18 protein-coding genes are annotated in these 18,465 nt (G+C 42.3%); 7 read left to right on the top strand and 11 right to left on the bottom strand.

The features are described 5' to 3' along the window. Positions 1-29 precede the first annotated feature (29 nt). Both alsR and MHH41_RS16465 read left to right on the top strand, forming a co-directional pair. A complete protein-coding gene (gene alsR, locus MHH41_RS16470; RefSeq protein WP_065097893.1) occupies positions 30-926 on the top strand; it encodes an acetoin biosynthesis transcriptional regulator AlsR in 897 nt (298 codons plus the stop codon). A gap of 50 nt (positions 927-976) precedes the next feature. Continuing rightward, positions 977-1,594, top strand: coding sequence for a flavin reductase family protein (locus tag MHH41_RS16465; RefSeq protein ID WP_226805382.1), 618 nt, complete (start codon positions 977-979; stop codon positions 1,592-1,594). Positions 1,595-1,631: 37 nt separating this feature from the next. On the opposite strand, the gene rbsB is transcribed toward MHH41_RS16465, so the two are convergent. The 9 genes from rbsB to MHH41_RS16420 all read right to left on the bottom strand — a co-directional run bounded on the left by rbsB (position 1,632) and on the right by MHH41_RS16420 (position 11,083). Beyond that, positions 1,632-2,549, bottom strand: a complete 918-nt coding sequence (gene rbsB / locus MHH41_RS16460) for a ribose ABC transporter substrate-binding protein RbsB (RefSeq protein WP_327839553.1) — start codon at positions 2,547-2,549, stop codon at positions 1,632-1,634. A 13-nt stretch (positions 2,550-2,562) separates the two neighbouring features. Continuing rightward, positions 2,563-3,516, bottom strand: a complete 954-nt coding sequence (gene rbsC, locus MHH41_RS16455; RefSeq protein WP_003215300.1) for a ribose ABC transporter permease RbsC — start codon at positions 3,514-3,516, stop codon at positions 2,563-2,565. Between the two features lies 1 nt (position 3,517). Then, the gene (locus MHH41_RS16450) at positions 3,518-4,999 is read right to left on the bottom strand and encodes a sugar ABC transporter ATP-binding protein (protein WP_050944406.1); all 1,482 of its coding nucleotides are present in this window, start codon (positions 4,997-4,999) and stop codon (positions 3,518-3,520) included. A gap of 15 nt (positions 5,000-5,014) precedes the next feature. Beyond that, positions 5,015-5,407, bottom strand: coding sequence for a D-ribose pyranase (gene rbsD, locus MHH41_RS16445; RefSeq protein WP_251190719.1), 393 nt, complete (start codon positions 5,405-5,407; stop codon positions 5,015-5,017). Next, positions 5,404-6,282 (bottom strand): ribokinase, encoded by an 879-nt coding sequence (rbsK, locus tag MHH41_RS16440; protein ID WP_340866567.1) that lies wholly within the window; start codon positions 6,280-6,282, stop codon positions 5,404-5,406. Before rbsK ends, rbsD begins: the two co-directional genes overlap by 4 nt. Beyond that, entirely contained in the window at positions 6,279-7,265 is a 987-nt protein-coding gene (locus tag MHH41_RS16435) for a LacI family DNA-binding transcriptional regulator (RefSeq protein WP_310425494.1), read from the bottom strand. The genes rbsK and MHH41_RS16435 overlap by 4 nt, the downstream gene beginning before the upstream one ends. A gap of 117 nt (positions 7,266-7,382) precedes the next feature. Beyond that, a complete protein-coding gene (locus tag MHH41_RS16430; protein ID WP_340866566.1) occupies positions 7,383-8,525 on the bottom strand; it encodes a Ger(x)C family spore germination protein in 1,143 nt (380 codons plus the stop codon). Next, the gene (locus MHH41_RS16425) at positions 8,515-9,612 is read right to left on the bottom strand and encodes a GerAB/ArcD/ProY family transporter (protein WP_050944400.1); all 1,098 of its coding nucleotides are present in this window, start codon (positions 9,610-9,612) and stop codon (positions 8,515-8,517) included. Before MHH41_RS16425 ends, MHH41_RS16430 begins: the two co-directional genes overlap by 11 nt. After that, a complete protein-coding gene (locus MHH41_RS16420) occupies positions 9,602-11,083 on the bottom strand; it encodes a spore germination protein (RefSeq protein ID WP_137054308.1) in 1,482 nt (493 codons plus the stop codon). The genes MHH41_RS16425 and MHH41_RS16420 overlap by 11 nt, the downstream gene beginning before the upstream one ends. A gap of 746 nt (positions 11,084-11,829) precedes the next feature. On the opposite strand from MHH41_RS16420, the gene pgsB reads away from it, so the two are divergent. The 5 genes from pgsB (at position 11,830) to MHH41_RS16395 (ending at position 16,158) form a co-directional block, all read left to right on the top strand. Beyond that, positions 11,830-13,011: a poly-gamma-glutamate synthase PgsB gene (gene pgsB / locus MHH41_RS16415; protein ID WP_012011489.1), complete on the top strand. Its 1,182-nt coding sequence runs from the start codon at positions 11,830-11,832 to the stop codon at positions 13,009-13,011. A 15-nt stretch (positions 13,012-13,026) separates the two neighbouring features. Beyond that, a complete protein-coding gene (gene pgsC, locus MHH41_RS16410) occupies positions 13,027-13,476 on the top strand; it encodes a poly-gamma-glutamate biosynthesis protein PgsC (protein WP_003213696.1) in 450 nt (149 codons plus the stop codon). Between the two features lie 18 nt (positions 13,477-13,494). Continuing rightward, positions 13,495-14,661 carry a CapA family protein gene (locus tag MHH41_RS16405; RefSeq protein WP_137054309.1) on the top strand — a complete coding sequence of 389 codons (1,167 nt, stop codon included), beginning with the start codon at positions 13,495-13,497 and terminating at the stop codon, positions 14,659-14,661. Next, the gene (locus MHH41_RS16400) at positions 14,658-14,828 is read left to right on the top strand and encodes a hypothetical protein (RefSeq protein ID WP_003213661.1); all 171 of its coding nucleotides are present in this window, start codon (positions 14,658-14,660) and stop codon (positions 14,826-14,828) included. The genes MHH41_RS16405 and MHH41_RS16400 overlap by 4 nt, the downstream gene beginning before the upstream one ends. 106 nt (positions 14,829-14,934) lie before the next feature. Further along, on the top strand, positions 14,935-16,158 hold the full coding sequence (locus tag MHH41_RS16395; protein ID WP_340866565.1) for a C40 family peptidase: 1,224 nt from the start codon (positions 14,935-14,937) through the stop codon (positions 16,156-16,158). A 56-nt stretch (positions 16,159-16,214) separates the two neighbouring features. On the opposite strand, the gene MHH41_RS16390 is transcribed toward MHH41_RS16395, so the two are convergent. Both MHH41_RS16390 and MHH41_RS16385 read right to left on the bottom strand, forming a co-directional pair. After that, complete coding sequence (locus tag MHH41_RS16390) at positions 16,215-17,096, bottom strand: Cof-type HAD-IIB family hydrolase (RefSeq protein WP_253622095.1); 882 nt, start codon at positions 17,094-17,096, stop codon at positions 16,215-16,217. Between the two features lie 398 nt (positions 17,097-17,494). Then, positions 17,495-18,460, bottom strand: coding sequence for an LCP family protein (locus tag MHH41_RS16385; protein ID WP_268459194.1), 966 nt, complete (start codon positions 18,458-18,460; stop codon positions 17,495-17,497). Between the last annotated feature and the right edge of the window lie 5 nt (positions 18,461-18,465).

The raw sequence follows: 18,465 nt of genomic DNA, 5'->3' as shown, positions 1-18,465 counted from the left end.
TCACGAATAAGTGTGCGAGGAGTGAAAGGATGGAACTGAGACATTTGCAGTACTTTGTCACAGTAGCGGAGGAGCTGCATTTTGGCAGAGCAGCCGCACGGTTGAATATGACACAGCCGCCACTTAGTCAGCAAATTAAGCAGTTTGAAGAAGAATTGGGGTTTCCTTTGTTTCACCGGTCGAAGCGAGTGGTGGAGCTAACAGCTGCTGGAAAGGTCTTTTTACATGAGGTGCGTGGTGTGCTGCATCAGCTTGATAAAGCCGTTGATCATGCCCGGCATACAGCAAGAGGAGAGCTGGGAAAAATCATCATAGGGTTTGTTGGAACAGCGACGTATGATATTCTGCCGCCAGTTGTACGCGAATTCAGAGAGCTGTATCCCTCTGTCAGTATTGAGCTGGAGCAGCTTTCTGTTCCGCAGCAGCTAGGAGCGCTTTTAAATGGGGAGATTGATATCGGTTTTTTACATCCTACATCTCCTCATGAAGAACTGGTCAGCCGTTTGATGAAGCAAAGTGAATGTATTTTTGCGATTCCGAAAAATCATCCGCTGGCGAAAAAAGAGGCGGTCACGATCGAAGATATTCGTCATGAGCCGATTATTTCTTTATCACAGGAATCATGGCCGTCCCTTTATCAACACTTTGTCCTGCTATGTGAAAAGTACGGGTTTTCTCCGAATATTGTGCAGGAAGCGGCTGAATATCAAATGGTGATTGGCCTTGTCACAGCTGGTATCGGCATTGCGGTCATTCCGAAATCAGCCCGGCGTTTATTTAATCTAGATGTTGTGTATCGGTCCATTGAAGGTGAACAGCTTCTGGCAGAATGGACGATTTCCTATAGACGAGAAAATCATAATCCTGCTTTATTTCATCTTGTCCACCATATCCTGCATCGCACCGAGCCTGAATCAGAGGCATAGAAAAAGAGGTATGGTATGATGTCGATACACCAAAAGGAGGCGTGTCTGAATTGATTACGTTGCAAATGGATCAGCTATCAAGAAAAGAAGCATATAAATTATTATCGGGCTCTATTGTTCCACGACCGATTGCGTTTATTACAAGTCTGTCTAAAGACGATGTTGTCAATGCCGCACCATTTAGTTTCTTTAATGTCATCAGCGGACACCCGCCGCTCCTCGCAGTTTCTATCGGACGACGCGAAGGTCAGATGAAAGACACAGCGCAGCATATGATTGACAGAGGAGAATTTGTGGTCCATGTGAGTGATGAAGCGATAATAGAAGATATTAATGAAACAGCTGCTACGCTGCCACAGGAAGAGAGTGAGCTGGATCGAACCGGTCTTCATCAAGTAAAGAGCCATGTCGTGTCAGTGCCGGGCATTCAGGAAGCACGTATTCGCTTTGAATGTCAGCTTGAAAAGCATCTTACCTTTCAAAATGATGAAGGGGAGATCACGGTCGATCATATCATTGGCCGGGTTGTGTGTGCGCATTTAGATGAGGCTGTGTATGATGCGGAAAAAGGATATGTTTCTACTTCTGAATTGAAGCCAGTCGCACGTTTAGCGGGTAATGATTATGCCCATTTAGGGACGTCATATGTGCTGAAAAGACCAGAATAATAGGAAAAACCCCCGAGAGCTATCGGGGGTTTTGTGTTTATTTTTTCTGTTCTAGTTTCAGTGGAGCTGCTATGTTCTTTTGTACTTTTTTCCCTTTTAAGACGTCGCTTGCAGCACCGACTGCCAGTTTTCCGATCAGCTCTGGCTGCTGGGCGACTGTGGCAGATAGTTTTCCTGCTTTGATCGAGTTGAGTGCATCTTCGTTTCCGTCAAAGCCAACGACGAGAATGTCTTTTCCAGAGCTTTGAATCGCCTCTAGTGCGCCAAGCGCCATTTCATCATTGTGGGCAAAAACGGCTTTGATGTCAGGGTTTCCTTGAAGGAGGTTTTCCATGACGTTCAACCCTTTTGTTCGGTCGAAGTCAGCTGCTTGTTTTGCTGTCACTTTTAGATCTTTATCTGCTATTTGATGGAATCCTTTTCCGCGTTCACGTGTAGCGGAAGCGCCTGGTACACCTTCTAATTCAGCGACTTTAGCGCCTTTTCCAACCTTGTCGATAATAAAGTTGGCTGCCATTTCGCCGCCTTTGACGTTATCTGAAGCAACCAGTGCTTCTACTTTACCGCTTTCAGCTGAACGGTCTAATGTGATGACAGGAATATCTGAAGCATTCGCTGATTCAACAGCAGTTGAGATGGCAGACGAGTCCGCTGGGTTGATAAGCAATGCGTCGACCCCTTGCTGAATTAAATCTTCTACGTCACTTGTTTGTTTTGCTGAATCATTTTGAGCATCTGCAATGACAACTTCGATGCCAAGCTTTTTCGCTTCTTTCGTCACCCCGTTTTTAAGAGAAACGAAGAATGGATTGTTTAAGGTCGAGATCGAGAGACCGATTTTGATGTCTTTTTTCTTCCCATCTTTTGTTGATTTGGCCCACTCTGGCGGTTCTAGCGAGCAGGCAGAAAGCATGAACAATGAGAGAGTCAGAATGAGAATGAGAAATTTTTTCATAGCAGCTGCCTCCTTAAGCAGATTTCTTTCTGTCTAGTAGGACTGCAATCAAGATGACAATCCCTTTCACAACAGATTGATAGAATGATGATACACCAAGTAAGTTCATACCGTTGTTCAGGACACCGATGATAAGCACCCCGATCAGTGTGCCGACAATTCGCCCTCTTCCGCCGGAAAGGCTTGTCCCGCCAAGTACAACGGCAGCAATTGCATCAAGCTCATAGGACGTACCAGCTGTTGGCTGGGCTGAGTTTAGACGAGATGTTAAGATCGCACCTGCTAGAGCAGACATGAACCCTGCTAATGAATAGATCATAATTTTTACGCGCGGTACTTTGATTCCTGAAATGAGCGCAGCTTTTTCATTCCCACCGATTGCATATGTTCTTCTGCCGAAAGGCGTTTTATGAAGCAGCACCCAGAGCACGATAAAGGTGAGAAGCATCGTGATCGCTGGAACAGGAATGCCTAAGAAATACCCGCGTCCGAATAACTGAAAGGCATAGTTAGAACCGAGTCCTGTAATCGGGTTTCCGTCTGTATAAACAAGTGTTAATCCTCTGAAAATCGTCATCGTGGCAAGTGTTGCGATAAAAGGAGCCATTTTTCCTTTTGTGATTAAAAGACCGTTGACCATCCCAAGAATAGCGCCGATGATACAGCCAACGATAATAGCTAAAATCGGGTCCATACCAGACACGATAAATCCGGCAGTCAGCGCACTAGAAAGTGCTAAAATGGCACCGACCGACAAATCAATTCCTCCGGTTAAAATAACAAACGTCATTCCAAAGGCAATGAGGGCATTAATGGAGATTTGTCTCAGTAAGTTTAAGATGTTTAATGGCTCTAAAAAGGCCGGGTTTAAAATAGAAACAATGGCGACAAGGATGATGAGTCCTAAGAATGGCCCAAGCTTTTGCATGATGTTGTCAAATCGTCCATTTGAAGTGAGTGGTTTCATGTTACTTCCCTCCTGTAGCTAGTGTCATAATTCGTTCTTGTGTTGCGTCTGCTTTATTTAATTCTCCGCTGATGGTTCCTTCATGAATGACAAGCACTCGATCGCTCATCCCTAGAATTTCTGGGAGCTCAGAGGAGACCATTAAAATGGCAACACCTCGATCAGTCAGTTCATTCATTAACTGGTAGATTTCTCGTTTCGCTCCGACGTCGACACCTCTTGTCGGTTCATCTAAAATCAAGACCTTCGGCTGGATGCCGATCCATTTGGCGATGACGACTTTTTGCTGATTTCCACCAGAGAGACTTCGAGCCGAGATTTCAGAGGAAGCCGTTTTAATCGTCAATCTTTTGATGAGCAGGTCAACAAAATCCTGTTCGTTTTTCTTATCGATCAGTCCCTTTGGAGAGAAGCTTTCTAAGTTTGGCAGACCAATGTTTTCTCGAATGGATGCATCCAGCATGAGTCCTTCATCTTTGCGATCCTCTGTGATAAAGCCGATGCCGAGCTTGACGGCATCACTTGGTTTTTTAATGATAGCCTTTTTCCCATGAACCCAGATTTCCCCTTGATCAAGAGGATCAAGACCAAACAGTGACCGCATCATTTCGGTCCTGCCAGCGCCCATTAAGCCTGCAACACCGACGATTTCTCCAGCTTTAACGGAGAAATTGATATCTTGAAATTGTCCTTTTCTTGTCGCTTGCTTCACCTCAAGGATAGTATCTCCTAAAGAAGGCGTTCTCTCAGGGTATCGATCTGTTAATTCGCGGCCGACCATTTTTTTGACGACCTCATGGAAATTTGTTTCAGGTATGGCTTTCGTATCGACCGTTTTCCCATCGCGCATGATGGTAATCCGGTCACAGATCGCAAAAATTTCCTCCATACGGTGAGAAATATAGACGATGGATACGCCTTCCTTTTTGAGAGATTCAATGACCTGAAAGAGCTTTTCAATCTCACGGTCTGTAAGAGCTGCCGTTGGCTCATCCATGATGATGACCTTCGCTTCTGTCATTAATGCCTTTGCAATCTCAATCATCTGTTTTTGTCCAACAGAGCAGCTACCTGCCTCTTGATCAAGCGAGAGGTTCACAGACAATCGGTCCAGCTGGCTTTGGGCAAGAACCTTCATTTTCTTTGTGTCTAGCAATCCAAATTTCGTATAGATTTCTTTCCCGATGAATAGGTTTTCCAAGACGGTCATATCTGGCCATATGTTGAGCTCTTGATGAATAAAGGCGATGCCGTGTTGTTCCGCTTCCTTCGGATTTTTGAAAGCGGTTTCTTTCCCGTCGATTTGAATCGTTCCCTGGTCTAATGAATAAAGACCTGTGAGCAGGTTCATTAAAGTTGATTTTCCTGCGCCATTTTCACCCATGAGCGCGTGAACCTCACCTGTGACGAGGTCAAAGGAGACCCCGGAAAGAACGGTGTTTTTTCCAAAGGCCTTATGGATGTTATGCATCTCAATGTTCATATCTGGCTCCTCCTTTTAAAAGATGACACCGGCATGAAGAATGCAGTTTGCGTATGGGGTGGCTTCACCCGTGCGAATGACTGCTTTTGCCTGTTTGGTCATGTCTTTGAACGTCTCGTGGTCTACATCATGTAATGGCTGTGAGAACGCTTTCTTTAAAAATAGATGATCTCGCTCATTGGCTTCTTTGATTTCACTAGCTACAGTAATGTGTTCAACCGCCATTTCTTGAAGAAGGAGGGAGGTGACCTCCTGAAAGGACGGTGTGCCGATTGATAGTGCCAGGTCGATTTTGACTGGACCTTCTGGAATCGGCAGGCCGCAGTCTGCGATGACGATTGTATCTGTATGACCAAGGTCAGCAAGTACCTTGGCGATATGACTGTTTAAGATGCCGTTTTTTTTCATTTTTTTCTCTCCAGTTCTTCTCTTGTTGGCATGCCGCCTTGTGCACCGAACGTGGTGACAGAGATAGATGCGGCTAAGTTGGCAAAGGCAAGTGCGTCGTATAGGGATTTTCCCTCTGCTAGTGCTACAGCTAGAGCACCGTTAAAAGTATCACCAGCGCCTGTAGTGTCAACGGCTTTCACAGGGTAGCCTGGCACCAACACTTCTTTTATTCCGTCAAAGTAACGAACACCATTTTTTCCTTCTGTAATGAGTAATTTGTTTGGATATTGGCGCAAAGCTTCTGCTATGGTGAGTCCATCAAACATAAGAGCTGCTTCGTGTTCGTTTGGAGTAATATAGGCAGCTTGATCTAATATTTGCTGAGAAACTTGACGAGCTGGTGCGGGATTTAAGGTGACCGGAATCCCTTTCTCACTGCAAATGGTGCAGACGGCTTCGACTGTTTCTTCAGGAATTTCTTGCTGAATGAGGACCATTCCAATATCATCTATTGTAGAAAGTGCTTCTCTTACATAGTCAGGAGTGACCTCGTCATTTGCCCCTTTGACCACGACAATGCTGTTATCACCTTCCGCTAAAATGATATGAGCCGTGCCGCTTTCCATTTCGGTAACCGGTTTCATATATGAGGTGCGGACCCCTTGGTCTTGTAGATTGCTGAGAATATCTTGACCATAAGCGTCATCACCGACCCGGCCGACCATGTATACATCAGCACCGAGTCTGGCACTGGCGACTGCTTGATTGGCGCCTTTTCCGCCTGGGACGGTTTTAAATGATTCGCCTAACACTGTTTCACCGGCATTTGGCCGTTTATCCGAAGTGACAACTAAATCCATTGAACAGCTTCCTACTACGACAATATGACTCATTGTGAATCCACCTTTCTTGTGGTCTCTCGTTCAATAAAAGAGACGGGCATTTGAATAACTGGTTGATCTATAGGTTGTTTCTGAATCGCTTTAATTAACAGCTGCGCCGCTTCTTTTCCCATCTCATAGGCAGGCTGCCTAATTGTCGATAGGGAAGGGAAGAGCAGCTCGCTTTGCGGAATATCGTCAAACCCAATGATTTGAACATCCTCTGGAACGGCTTTTCCGATCCGAAGTGCTTCGTGTATGACCGCTGTTGCGACAATGTCATTACTGGCAATGATGCCATCTGTTTCAGGGTACAGCTGAAAAAGAGCCTTGGCACTTTTTCGGGCTTCTTGAAAAGAAAACGAAGCATTAGACATCACATGGAAGTCGACACCCTTTTCGGTCAGTACATCGAGTGCACCCTTGAATCGCTGCCTCGCTGTTTGAAGGTGGGCAGGTCCTTTCAGCAGTGTGATCTGCCGGCTGCCGCGCCTGATTAATTCCATTGCGGCGATTTTCCCGCCAGCTGCAGTATCTGCAGATACAGAAGGTGCATGCGAGACGGTTCGATCTAAGAACACAACCGGCAATTCATCATCATTGTATATATCTGATTCAGGTTCGTTTGTGACAGCGATGACACCGACCACTTGATTTTGTTTAAAGGTTTGTAAATAAGCCAATTCCTTTTCTCGATCTTCATCACTGTTTCCGAATAATAACCGAAAACCTTGCGCATGAATCTCATCCTCTACGCCTCTAGCAAGCTGAGGAAAGAAGGGGTTTGTGATATCAGGCAAGATCAAACCGATTAAGCGGGATTCTCTTTTGAAAAGGGATCTAGCCACTTCATTGGGAAAGTAGTTCAGCTCCTGCATCGCTTGTGTCACGCGGGTTTTCGTATCTGTATGGACATATCCAGTATCGTTAAGCACGCGAGACACAGTGGCAACAGACACTTGTGCAGCTTTTGCAACATCTTTAATGGTAGCCAATGGAGTGCCTCCCTTCGTGAATGTGTAACCGTTTACACAAATAGATTATCATGAAAGCTTTTAAATGACAATCTTAAAAAAATAAAAAAAGAAAAGAAAGATGAACTCTTCCTTTTCTTAACTAATAATCCCTGTTTGGGTAATATTCACTTTGACTTTTGGGATGATTTTTACATTTGGATAATCAGTGACCCAGTTCATCTTCATGAATTCATCATAGTGTCTTACCCGATATTTTCTGCCTAGGCTAAGGACGTCAGAGTTTGCTTCTTGCAGGGAGGCCACGACTTTTTCTGCTTCTTTTGTCAAAATCGCGGAAAGCCTTTTGTTGAGCATTTTAATTTTTTTATCTGTGTCTAGATTATCTTTCGGGTATTCAAGGACAGAGGTCGTGAATTCATACTCAAGAGAAAAGGTTAAGTTTCGATGGTCAGGATTGATAATGTTGATGTCTCTCTTTGAATCTGTCACTTGAATGGTGATGTAATTGTTCTCCTTTGATTTCATATCACTTCTTACTTTTTTAGTGAAGTTCGCATATTTGCCCATATTCTCGTCCATGACAGTGAGAAGAATGGCATCTTGTCCGTACAGCTCACCTTTCTTTTTCTCATTATCAAATAGGGCGACGCCTTTTACACTGATTAATTTCTTCGATTGATCAAAATGGATTAAGGGCAGTGTGAAGTCCTCTCCAGTTTGGAGCATTTTAGATCGAATACTTTGAATGTTTTTAGGTGCTACTTGGGATGAGCGTGATGCGGTTGTGATCAAGTTATTTAAATAGTCACTCACAATGAGCTTTTCCTTCAGCAGCGAGTTAATCACTTCTTCACAGGTCCCCCCTTGAACAACGGCGAGATTTGCGAGGAGGGGGCTTTTCGGATCACGATAAAACATATCTAAGTAGGGAAGAAGACGATTTTGGGCAAATTCATCACCGACCAGCATCACCCGCATTTTCGACATGTCTATTTTTTGATCCACAATCCGGCTGAAGTTGGTTCTTGCTTTCCTTAAAGTAGGTGCTTCCGTTGTGAGAAGAGTGGTTAAAAAGCTGCCTGTATTTCCTTGCTCCATACTTTGAGACTGCTGCACCTTTCGATAAGTAATCGAGTACTTGGCATTGTCATCCTCTCCTTGATCAACAGCAGAGGTTAAAACAAGAGAGATATTCTTTAATAAGTTTTGATCCCAGCAGCCAGGCATGAATATGAGAGACACACACATGAGCAAAGTCAGTATGTACTTATGACGCATGTGATTTCACCTTCCCTTTACGATGTTTGAAAAAGATGATAATTGCCATAAAGATCGGGAGTGTGTAAATAAATGAATATTGCGCAATGGTGGTAAAGTCATTAAAACGTTGAATTCTAAAATTATCGGTTGCAAGATAGCAACTAGCCGCATAGATCAAAATGGCAAAATAAAAGACGTATTTTTTGTGGTCTTTTTTCTTGAGAATACTTGCTACGCCATTTGCACAAAAGTAAAGATAATTACTGAGTGTGGCAAGAATGATAAATACCCAGAAACTCAGAAAAATCAGATCTGTCCGCTCAATCACACCGAACGAAATGGTTTTTAACAGATAAAGAACAGGATTTGGAATGATTTTAAGCTCAATCGGGCTGAAAAACATAAAACAAATCACTGTGATAAATAGGTAGTAAAGAGTCGTGCATATATTGGCAATGGTCATGACCTTGTATCGCGCTTTAATGGTGCCTTTCATCAGTGGAGAGATGATCAAAATCATTTCAAATCCATTCATAGATAATACAACATCCTTTAATCCAAGCTGAAATTGAGAGAAGTCCGTTTGGAAAAAGGGCATAAGGTAGTCGATATTGGTTCCTTTTAATGAATACAGCATGATGAGAGACAACAAGAGTAAAAAAGGAGTCAGAATAAAGTTGAATCTGACAATCGCTGTAATTTGTTCCTTGGCGATGTAAAGGATGGATATCATGAGTAGTAGGTTGATCACCCAATTGGGTGTAAGTGGTAAAACCCATATACCCAGAATTCTCGTGAAAATAGATAGAACGACAATACAGACTGAGGCGAAATAAATTGTATAAAGAGCCACTAAGATTCGCCCAATCCATTTTCCAAAAACCTCAATTAACGCCTCGAAAAATGATGTCTCAGGATATTTGTGAATGATATATATAAAAATGGTATTGATGATTTGGATAAAAAAACAGGCCAAAATGATAGCCATCCAGCCATCATGCCCCATATCTTTCATAAGCAAATGAGGCAGGGCTAAAATACCGACACCAATTTGAGATTGAATGATAAAAAAGACAGCTTGAGATGGAGATATTTTATTTTTCATCTTGATTTTTCCATCCTCTCAAATTTTCAATTTGCTCTTTCTTTTTTGGATTTAAGTAAACAGGGCGTTTTTTATACATCCACATCGGTAATCGAATCACAGTGTCTTTTAAGTCCTGCCAGTTAAATGGAGTTACTGGAGATAAATACGGGACACCTAGTGATTCAAGGCGGCATAAATTCATCAGGACGATCGACAGGCCGAATGAAATGCCAATAAACCCAAACATCGATGCCATGAACATGAGCGGAAAACGCAGCATCCTGATGGTAGACGTCATTTCAAACGAAGGAAGAACAAAGGAAGCAACAGCGGTCACGGCGACCACAACGATAAGAACATTCGAAATGAGCCCAGCTTTTACTACCGCATCTCCAATGACCAAACCGCCTACGATCCCAATTGTCTGTCCAATTGGTTTTGGCAGACGCACCCCTGCCTCGCGTATGAGCTCAATCGTAATCTCCATCAGCATAGCTTCTATTAAAGGTGGAAAAGGAATTCCAATAATGGAATTTTTCATCGTAATCGCTAATTCATCCGGGACAACCTCATAATGAAAGCCGATGACCGCAATATAAAAAGAAGGCAAAATCACAGCGATGATACAGGCAACATAACGAAGAATACGAATAAACGTAGCTGGAATCCAGCGACTATTGTAGTCATCTGGTGATTGAAAGAAGCTAAAGAACGTAATAGGCAGAATGATAGCCATTGGACTGCCATCCATCAGCACAACAATTCTCCCCTCAAGAATGGCGGATCTCACTTTGTCAGGTCGTTCTGTATCAATGAGCTGCGGGAAGATGGAATATGAATCATCCTCAATCGCTTCTACAATAGAACCGGGGCTGAGCAGCGTGTCTACTTTAATGGAAGAAATTCGTCTGTTGACCTCATCTATCTTTTCTTGATTGGCAATATCAGAAATATAAACTGTCGCAACCTTTGTTTCAGATTTTGTGCCGATCTTATGATACTGGATCGCAAGTTTTCGATCATTTAAGTGTGACCGCAGTAAATATAAATTGGTATCTAAACTCTCAACAAACCCATCATGTGCGCCTGCAATAATACTTTCAGAAGAAGGTTCAGAAATGGAACGCAGCGGCGGCTGTCCAACGGCAAATATTTTGATCTGTGAGGATTTTTCATCAAGGAAAGCAATGCTTCCTGCAATAATGCTGTCGACAATCAGCGTCAAGTCTCCTGTTTCGAGTGTACTAAGTGATTTTGTATAGTTCTGCTCTCCAGGAGGACCGAGCAAGTTGCCGATAATGAAGTCGTTTAATTTGCTTTCTTCAACTCTTGTTTTAATATAAAACAGCACTGATTTCGTTTCATTCACCATTAATTCCCGGTATTCAAAATCGGCGCTTTGCTGAAATGCTTTCTTCAGGATTCGAATCTTTTCCTCAAAACCGCCTGATAAAAAGTGTAAGCGTGTTTGCTCATTCGTATTTGGCATCTTTAGCCTCCTCTCACAGTTTTTTAACCATAGTGTGAGCGGAGAGGCTGATTTTATTCGTCACCTTAGTTGAAAGCATGACATAAGCTGACAACTTTCAACTAAAATCATATTAAAAATGTTAAGAAATGATGAATCTTGATAAAAAGAAATGAATAATGTTTCATTGTTTAGGTCATAAGGAGCGAAATTCGTAATGAGAAGGCATTTCGAAATGATCAATAGTTTACATCTTATCCCAATTTTTCGTGACCTGAAAATAAGCATATGACTTGATTTTTTTAGAGATGACCTTTGTCATAGGTCAACACATAGCATTCTGAGCGATGAGGATGACTTTCTAACCTGTTCCTTCAAAAATCGAAAACATTCCAAAACACGCACTATTCATTTAAAGCACTGATATGACTGATGTTATAGAGTTTAAAGGGCTTTAAAACATTGATTCAAAATACATCTTAACAATTGTCAAAAAATTTAGGGAGAAAAGGACAAAAGATTTTTCGATGCTTGATGGTAACGCTTACTCTTGATTGAAGGCGAAATTCAGGCTGATTTTTGTCCGTCTTTTGGCCTTTTCATTTAAAGAGGAGCTAGGTCAATACACCTTCTGATTAGAGGAATTTGGCATACGAGGAAGTGAAAGATTATGTTACATAATACCGATTGTGATTTTATGCTGAACCTATATACTGTTGATTGAATTTACATATCACACTCATAAAAAAAGGAGATGTAGATAAGCGATGTGGTTAATCGTTATAGCCTGTGTCATCATGTTAGGGATTGGCTTTATTGAAAAGAAGCGTCACCAGAAAAATATCGATGCCCTACCGGTGCGCGTCAATATTAATGGTATTCGCGGAAAGTCTACCGTTACAAGATTGACAACCGGTATCTTAATGGAGGCAGGTTATAAAACTGTCGGCAAAACAACGGGAACAGATGCAAGAATGATTTATTGGGATACGCCAGAGGAGAAACCGATTAAAAGGAAACCGCAAGGACCGAATATCGGTGAGCAGAAGGAAGTTATGAGAGAAACCGTTGAAAGAGGAGCAAATGCCATCGTCAGTGAATGTATGGCGGTAAATCCAGATTACCAAATCATCTTTCAGGAAGAGCTGCTTCAAGCGAATATTGGCGTGATCGTAAACGTTCTTGAAGATCATATGGACGTCATGGGGCCGACACTTGATGAAATAGCAGAAGCCTTTACAGCGACAATTCCTTACAATGGACACTTGGTTATTACGGATAGTGAATATACGGATTTCTTTAAAGAGATTGCGAAAAAACGCAATACAGAAGTCATTGTTGCAGATAATTCCAAGATTTCTGATGAGTATTTACGGAAATTTGAGTACATGGTCTTCCCAGATAATGCCTCACTTGCACTTGGTGTTGCACAGGCATTGGGAATTGATGAAGATACGGCATTCCGAGGAATGTTAAATGCGCCGCCTGATCCAGGAGCGATGAGAATTCTTCCATTAATGGATGCGAAAACGCCTGGACACTTTGTAAATGGTTTTGCGGCAAATGACGCATCATCTACATTGAACATTTGGAAGCGTGTGAAAGAAATTGGATATCCAACAGATGAACCGATTATTATCATGAACTGCCGTGCGGATCGTGTAGATCGAACGATCCAGTTTGCGGAGGATGTACTTCCTTATATTGAAGCAAGTGATCTCGTCTTAATTGGTGAAACAACAGATCCAATTGTAAAGGCATATGAGGATGGAAAAATTCCGGCTGACCACTTACACAACCTTGAATATCAATCTACAGAAGAAATTATGAACATGCTTGAGAAAAAGCTTCATAATCGAGTGGTTTATGGAGTCGGCAATATTCATGGTGCCGCTGAACCGTTAATCGAAAAAATTCAAGAATACAAAATTAAGCAGCTTGTCAGCTAGGAGGAAATATAGAAAATGTTCGGATCAGATCTTTATATCTCGTTAATTTTAGGTGTTCTACTTAGTTTAATCTTTGCAGAAAAAACAGGAATCGTACCAGCTGGACTTGTTGTCCCAGGTTATCTGGCGCTTGTATTTAACCAGCCAGTCTTCATTTTAGTTGTCTTATCTGTCAGCTTGCTTACGTATGTCATCGTTCGCTTTGGTCTATCGAAATTTATGATTTTATACGGACGCAGAAAGTTTGCTGCAATGCTGATTACAGGGATTGCCTTAAAGCTAGTCTTTGATTTCTTCTACCCAGTGGTCCCATTTGAAATAGCAGAATTCCGCGGAATCGGTATTATCGTTCCTGGATTGATTGCAAATACGATTCAAAAGCAAGGTCTTACGATGACCCTTGGAAGCACGTTACTTCTAAGTGGTGCAACATTTGCCATCATGTATGTTTACTATCTATTTTAAGATAAGGTGTGTCCAATGATGAATAAAAAATTGAGCTTTCAGGAAAAGCTGCTGAAAATCACAAAGAACCAAAAGAAAAAAACGAATAAACACGTGCTGATTGCTTTACCGATCGTCATTGCTTGTACATTTCTATTTACGTTTATCGGGCAAGCAAAAGTGCCAACTGTACAAAAGAATCCAGAAAACATCCTGACCGCTTCGTTTGTCGGTGACATTATGTTTGGAAGAAACGTAGAGAAAGTAACCGATCGCTATGGAAAACAGCATCTCTTTCGCTATGCCAAGCCATACTTCGATGTGTCAGATTATGTGACTGGTAACTTTGAGCATCCAGTCGCATCAGACCGGGAACAAGCGGCGCAAAAGAATATTCATTTAAAAACGGATGAGGATTCGGTCAAAGCGTTGAAGGATTTGAATTTCTCTGTATTAAACTTTGCGAATAACCATGCGGCAGACTATGGTGAAAAAGGGCTGAACAAAACGATTGATGCCTTTAAACAAGCTGACATGGATTATACAGGCGCAGGCCATAACCTTCAGGATGCGAAGCAGAACATTTCGTATAAAGAAGTAAATGGTGTCAAAATCGCTACACTTGGTTTTACTGATGTGTATGGGAAAGATTTTAAAGCAACGAATCGCCAGGCCGGTATCTTGCCAGCCGACCCATCTATCTTTATTCCGATGATTTCGCAGGCTGCTGAAAAGGCAGATGTCGTCGTTGTTCATGCTCACTGGGGACAGGAGTACAACAATGAGGTAAACGATAGACAAAGAGAATTGGCAAGAGCGATGTCTAAGGCTGGTGCTGATATCATTATCGGTGCTCATCCGCACGTTCTTGAGCCAATGGAAGTCTATAACGGCACGGCGATCTTCTATAGCTTAGGAAACTTTATTTTTGACCAAGGCTGGTCAAGAACACGTGATTCTGCACTTGTTCAGTATCATCTGAATGAAGATGGAAAAGCGACATTTGAAGTGGTCCCAATGTACATCAAAGAAGCAACACCTGCTCCGGTTAAAGCAGGATCATTTGAATCAAAATCCATTATCCGTATGCTGACAAATGGTACGAATGCGGATTGGAAAGAAAAAGACGGACACATTTTCTTTGAAGTAGATCACGCTGATAAAGTTAAACACTTAAAAGAAAACGGAGGGAAAGAGAAGAAATGAAATTTCTAAAAGCAAGCTGGCCGTTTGTTGCGTTAATTTTAGTCTTTGTCTTTATGTCTGCTTTTAAATTTAGTGACAGCCTCACAGATCATGAAAAACAAAAGATCTCGGTTGAAATGCAGAAAATCGAACAACAAAAACAGTCAAAAACGGAAGCAAGTAAATAACTCTAACGAGCATAGAGGGCACGCATTGCGTGCTCTTTTTTGTCGAAAAAAGGTGTAAAAGGTTAGGTGTCATGCCGAAACTATAGAAGAAAGGAGGGGAAAGATCATGAAGTGGAAAGGAATATTGATTGGTGGGTGCGCGCTCGTAGGGCTGATGTTCATGACTCAATCAGAAGCAGTTGCTCAAACAGCGTCTCCTTTGCAGCAAGCGGAAAAGCTGATTGGAACACCTTATCATAAAGGAGGAACCGATCCAAAAACGGGCTTTGACGCATCAGGGTTTACGCAATATGTGTACAAGACATCAGGCGCTTTTGATTTGCCGCGGAAGGTAATCGATCAGTATCAGATTGGAAAAAAGGTATCATGGGACAAAGCCCAGCCAGGTGACCTTGTATATTTTCGAAGCCTTGAAGAAACAAAGGATATCCCGACACATGTAGGATTTTACGCTGGTAACGATCAGGTCATTCACATCACGCTTAGTCAAGGTGTGGTGAAAACAAACGTCAGCAAAAGCAAATACTGGACGGACCGATTTTATGCAGTCAAACGACTTCCCGGCACACCGAAAATCTCGGATAATCATCTTGTGAAAGATGCGATGAAATATGTAGGTATTCCTTATGTATTTGGTGCAGCAGACCCTAAGAATGGCTTTGATTGTTCAGGCTTTTTACAATATGTATTTGAAAAATCACTAGGGATTTATTTGCCTCGAAGTGCTGAACAGCAGTGGATGGTTGGAGAAAAAGTGGCATTAGATGATATACGTCCTGGGGATTTTGTCTTTTTTAGCAACACATATAAGCCAGGCATTTCTCATGTAGGGATGTATATTGGGGGCGACCGTTTTATTCATGCGAGCCGTTCGGAAAGTGTCACGATTTCTTATTTGTCCGAATCGTATTGGCGCGAAAAATGGACAGGTGCGAAACGATTAACAGAGCTGAAATTAGCAAAAGAAGACCCGATTGTCTCAAAAGCCGCTACGTATATTGGAGAAGTTCCTTATGTCAAAGGTGGGACGAATCCAAAGCAAGGCTTTGACACAGCAGGGTTCACACAGCATGTGTATCGTGAAGTGCTTGGTATTGAGCTGCCTCGTTATGCGTCAGGTCAAGTCAAGGCAGGTACGCCTGTGAAACGGTCGGAGCTGAAGCCGGGAGATCTCGTTTTCTTTAGTGGAACGTCATTGATACCGGCCATTTATGCAGGATCAAATCAAGTGATTCATATGACCGTCTCAAATGGTGTCGTGCTTACGAATATGAAAACAAGTACGTACTGGAAGGATAAGTATGAGACGGCTGTTAGAATCAAAAAATAAAGAAAAAGCCCGATCCACGCTCGTATCGGACTTTTAGACTTCTCTTTAGGCGCTGATCAGACAAGCGTCTTTTTTTCGTGGAATTGATTTTGTAAAAGGAGATCAATAAAGTAAGCAACACCGTCTTCATGATTGCCTTTTGTAATATAGGTGCTCTTGTCTTTAATGACATCAACGGCATTCCCCATTGCAATGCGGTGGCCTGCTTCCTCAAACATGGATAGATCGTTGGGGCTGTCGCCAATCGCATAAATATGTGAGCGGTCTACGCCGTAATGAGCTGCGAGTTTTTTGAGAGCATGTCCTTTTCCAGACTCTTTTGGAAGAACCTCAATGATATGTTTTCCAGAAGAGGTCAATGAAAGCTCAGGCATTTCCGCGAGAAGATCTCGAGCTTCCTGTAGTTTGTTCATATCAAACGAGAAGCAGAGTAATTTATAGGTCGCTTCATTCGACCCAAAAATCTGACGAATATCATCCACTGGTTTGATGCCGAATTGTTTGAATTGAGTCATTGCCCCTTCCCATAAATCAGCTATATCTTCATTTGGATTCGCGCTTTTGATCACATCAAATTCTGCTTTCAGCTTCTCTTTTCCATCAAAAGGAGAGAGGAGCGCATCGTCCGTGTAAACCTCAAAGTAAATGTTTCGTTCTACTAAAGCCTGAGCCGCTCGTTTTCCTGCTTCTTGGTCAAGTGTGATACGGCTGAAAAGTTCGTAACCTTCTGTATGAACGGTTCCGCCGTTTGCTGCAATAATAGGGATGTCCAAATCGCCAAGCAGTTCCTTCACGTCAAAAGTCGCCCGCCCTGTACAGATGGTGACAATATATCCCGCTTCCTTCGCGCGGATCAATGCCTCCCTGTTTTGAGCAGATATTTCACTTTTTGTATTTAAAAGTGTACCGTCTAAATCAATCGCAATCATTTTTTTCATCGCTGTCAAATCCTCCTTCATGCATGCAATAGCCTCTTCAAAGTATGTACGATTTCGTTCATTCTCATGAGCAATACGATGCTTGTCCTCTCTATCAAGGCTAAACAAAAATGATCGAATGATCAAGGAAATAAGCCAAAGGGGAAAAATCTGCATCATCGTCAGCAAGTAAAAAAGCGCCCCTTAGGGACGCTTTCAGCGTGTAGACAAACCCTCGCATTCGGTGTCAGTCCTGTGCGCCGATGCTCACGAATATTAAATTCGCTCCGCTTCTGTGCTCGTTCTTCCTAGAGTGCAAAGGTTTTCTATCACGCTGAAAAGAAGACAAAGGGCTAAAATAAAAACCAATTTAGCCCTTTGTCAACAATCAAAAAGCGCCCCTTAGGGACGCTTTCTGTTTATGATAATTCAAGCTGCTTCTTCAATTCAGTCTTCACTTCGTTTAGCTGGTTTTGATCCAATTGGTAATAATAAACTCCGTTTGGCTGGTAATCAGAGCCTTTCAGCTGAATGGTATCAACCGATTTCAATGACGTCAGAAGCGGGAAAAGCCCGACTAGCTCTTTCATTGAAAGGTTGGTCGCGACATTATCACCAAGTGTATCAATGATATTGTCATATGACGGAATAGATGTTAACGATTTTGATTTATCAAAAATGGCTTTTAATACTTCCATTTGACGCTGCCCGCGCATTAAATCACTATCTGCTTTTCTTGTTCTCACATATGCAAGAGCTTGATCACCGTCTAGTGTATGGGTTCCTGTTTGAAGCTGTACCTTGCCCTTTGTATCTTTTAGAACCTGTTTAACTACATATTCATCCTTGACGTTAATAGAGACCCCGTTTAGTTCATTGACGATCTCTTTAAATGCTTTGAAATTACTTTGGATCACAAAATCAACCGGAATATCTAGTAAATCTTCGACTGTACTTAAAGTTAAATCTGCACCGCCAAATGCGTGTGCATGTGTAATTTTGTCATAGCCATGCCCTGGAATATTCACGTATGAGTCCCTTGGAATGCTTAATAATTTTACGGTTTTATTTGTACGATTGACGGTTGCTAAGACCATCGCATCGCTTCGTGCTTGTTTCACTGTTTCGCCCGGTCTGCTGTCAATACCAAGCAGCAAGACAGAAAAGCTGTCTTTCCCAGGATCGAATGCTTCAATCCGTTTGACAGATTGAGCGCCGCGATCTAAAGATACTTGTGCTTTTTTTGCAGCGCTTGTCACTTTATAGTAGGCATAGCCTGTGACAGAAGCGGTTGTCAGTAAAAGGATACCGACTATAAATAGAGTGACTTTCACCCATGGTTTTAAACGCTTTCTTCCTTTGCGTTTGCTTCTTGATTGATCCATATATT

Source organism: Bacillus sp. FSL K6-1145, from assembly GCF_038003425.1.
Lineage (GTDB): Bacteria > Bacillota > Bacilli > Bacillales > Bacillaceae > Bacillus > Bacillus pumilus.
The sequence above is the reverse complement of the archived record's forward strand: the minus strand, read 5'-3'. Positions and strand labels throughout refer to the sequence as shown.

What these genes read in the sequence shown, in the direction of transcription:
- alsR (WP_065097893.1), top strand. Translation starts at nt 30, where the DNA reads ATGGAACTGAGACATTTGCAGTACTTTGTCACAGTAGCGGAGGAGCTG.
- rbsB (WP_327839553.1), bottom strand. Translation starts at nt 2,549, where the DNA reads ATGAAAAAATTTCTCATTCTCATTCTGACTCTCTCATTGTTCATGCTT.
- rbsC (WP_003215300.1), bottom strand. Translation starts at nt 3,516, where the DNA reads ATGAAACCACTCACTTCAAATGGACGATTTGACAACATCATGCAAAAG.
- MHH41_RS16450 (WP_050944406.1), bottom strand. Translation starts at nt 4,999, where the DNA reads ATGAACATTGAGATGCATAACATCCATAAGGCCTTTGGAAAAAACACC.
- rbsD (WP_251190719.1), bottom strand. Translation starts at nt 5,407, where the DNA reads ATGAAAAAAAACGGCATCTTAAACAGTCATATCGCCAAGGTACTTGCT.
- rbsK (WP_340866567.1), bottom strand. Translation starts at nt 6,282, where the DNA reads ATGAGTCATATTGTCGTAGTAGGAAGCTGTTCAATGGATTTAGTTGTC.
- MHH41_RS16430 (WP_340866566.1), bottom strand. Translation starts at nt 8,525, where the DNA reads ATGCGTCATAAGTACATACTGACTTTGCTCATGTGTGTGTCTCTCATA.
- MHH41_RS16425 (WP_050944400.1), bottom strand. Translation starts at nt 9,612, where the DNA reads ATGAAAAATAAAATATCTCCATCTCAAGCTGTCTTTTTTATCATTCAA.
- MHH41_RS16420 (WP_137054308.1), bottom strand. Translation starts at nt 11,083, where the DNA reads ATGCCAAATACGAATGAGCAAACACGCTTACACTTTTTATCAGGCGGT.
- pgsB (WP_012011489.1), top strand. Translation starts at nt 11,830, where the DNA reads ATGTGGTTAATCGTTATAGCCTGTGTCATCATGTTAGGGATTGGCTTT.
- pgsC (WP_003213696.1), top strand. Translation starts at nt 13,027, where the DNA reads ATGTTCGGATCAGATCTTTATATCTCGTTAATTTTAGGTGTTCTACTT.
- MHH41_RS16405 (WP_137054309.1), top strand. Translation starts at nt 13,495, where the DNA reads ATGAATAAAAAATTGAGCTTTCAGGAAAAGCTGCTGAAAATCACAAAG.
- MHH41_RS16400 (WP_003213661.1), top strand. Translation starts at nt 14,658, where the DNA reads ATGAAATTTCTAAAAGCAAGCTGGCCGTTTGTTGCGTTAATTTTAGTC.
- MHH41_RS16395 (WP_340866565.1), top strand. Translation starts at nt 14,935, where the DNA reads ATGAAGTGGAAAGGAATATTGATTGGTGGGTGCGCGCTCGTAGGGCTG.
- MHH41_RS16390 (WP_253622095.1), bottom strand. Translation starts at nt 17,096, where the DNA reads ATGAAAAAAATGATTGCGATTGATTTAGACGGTACACTTTTAAATACA.
- MHH41_RS16385 (WP_268459194.1), bottom strand. Translation starts at nt 18,460, where the DNA reads ATGGATCAATCAAGAAGCAAACGCAAAGGAAGAAAGCGTTTAAAACCA.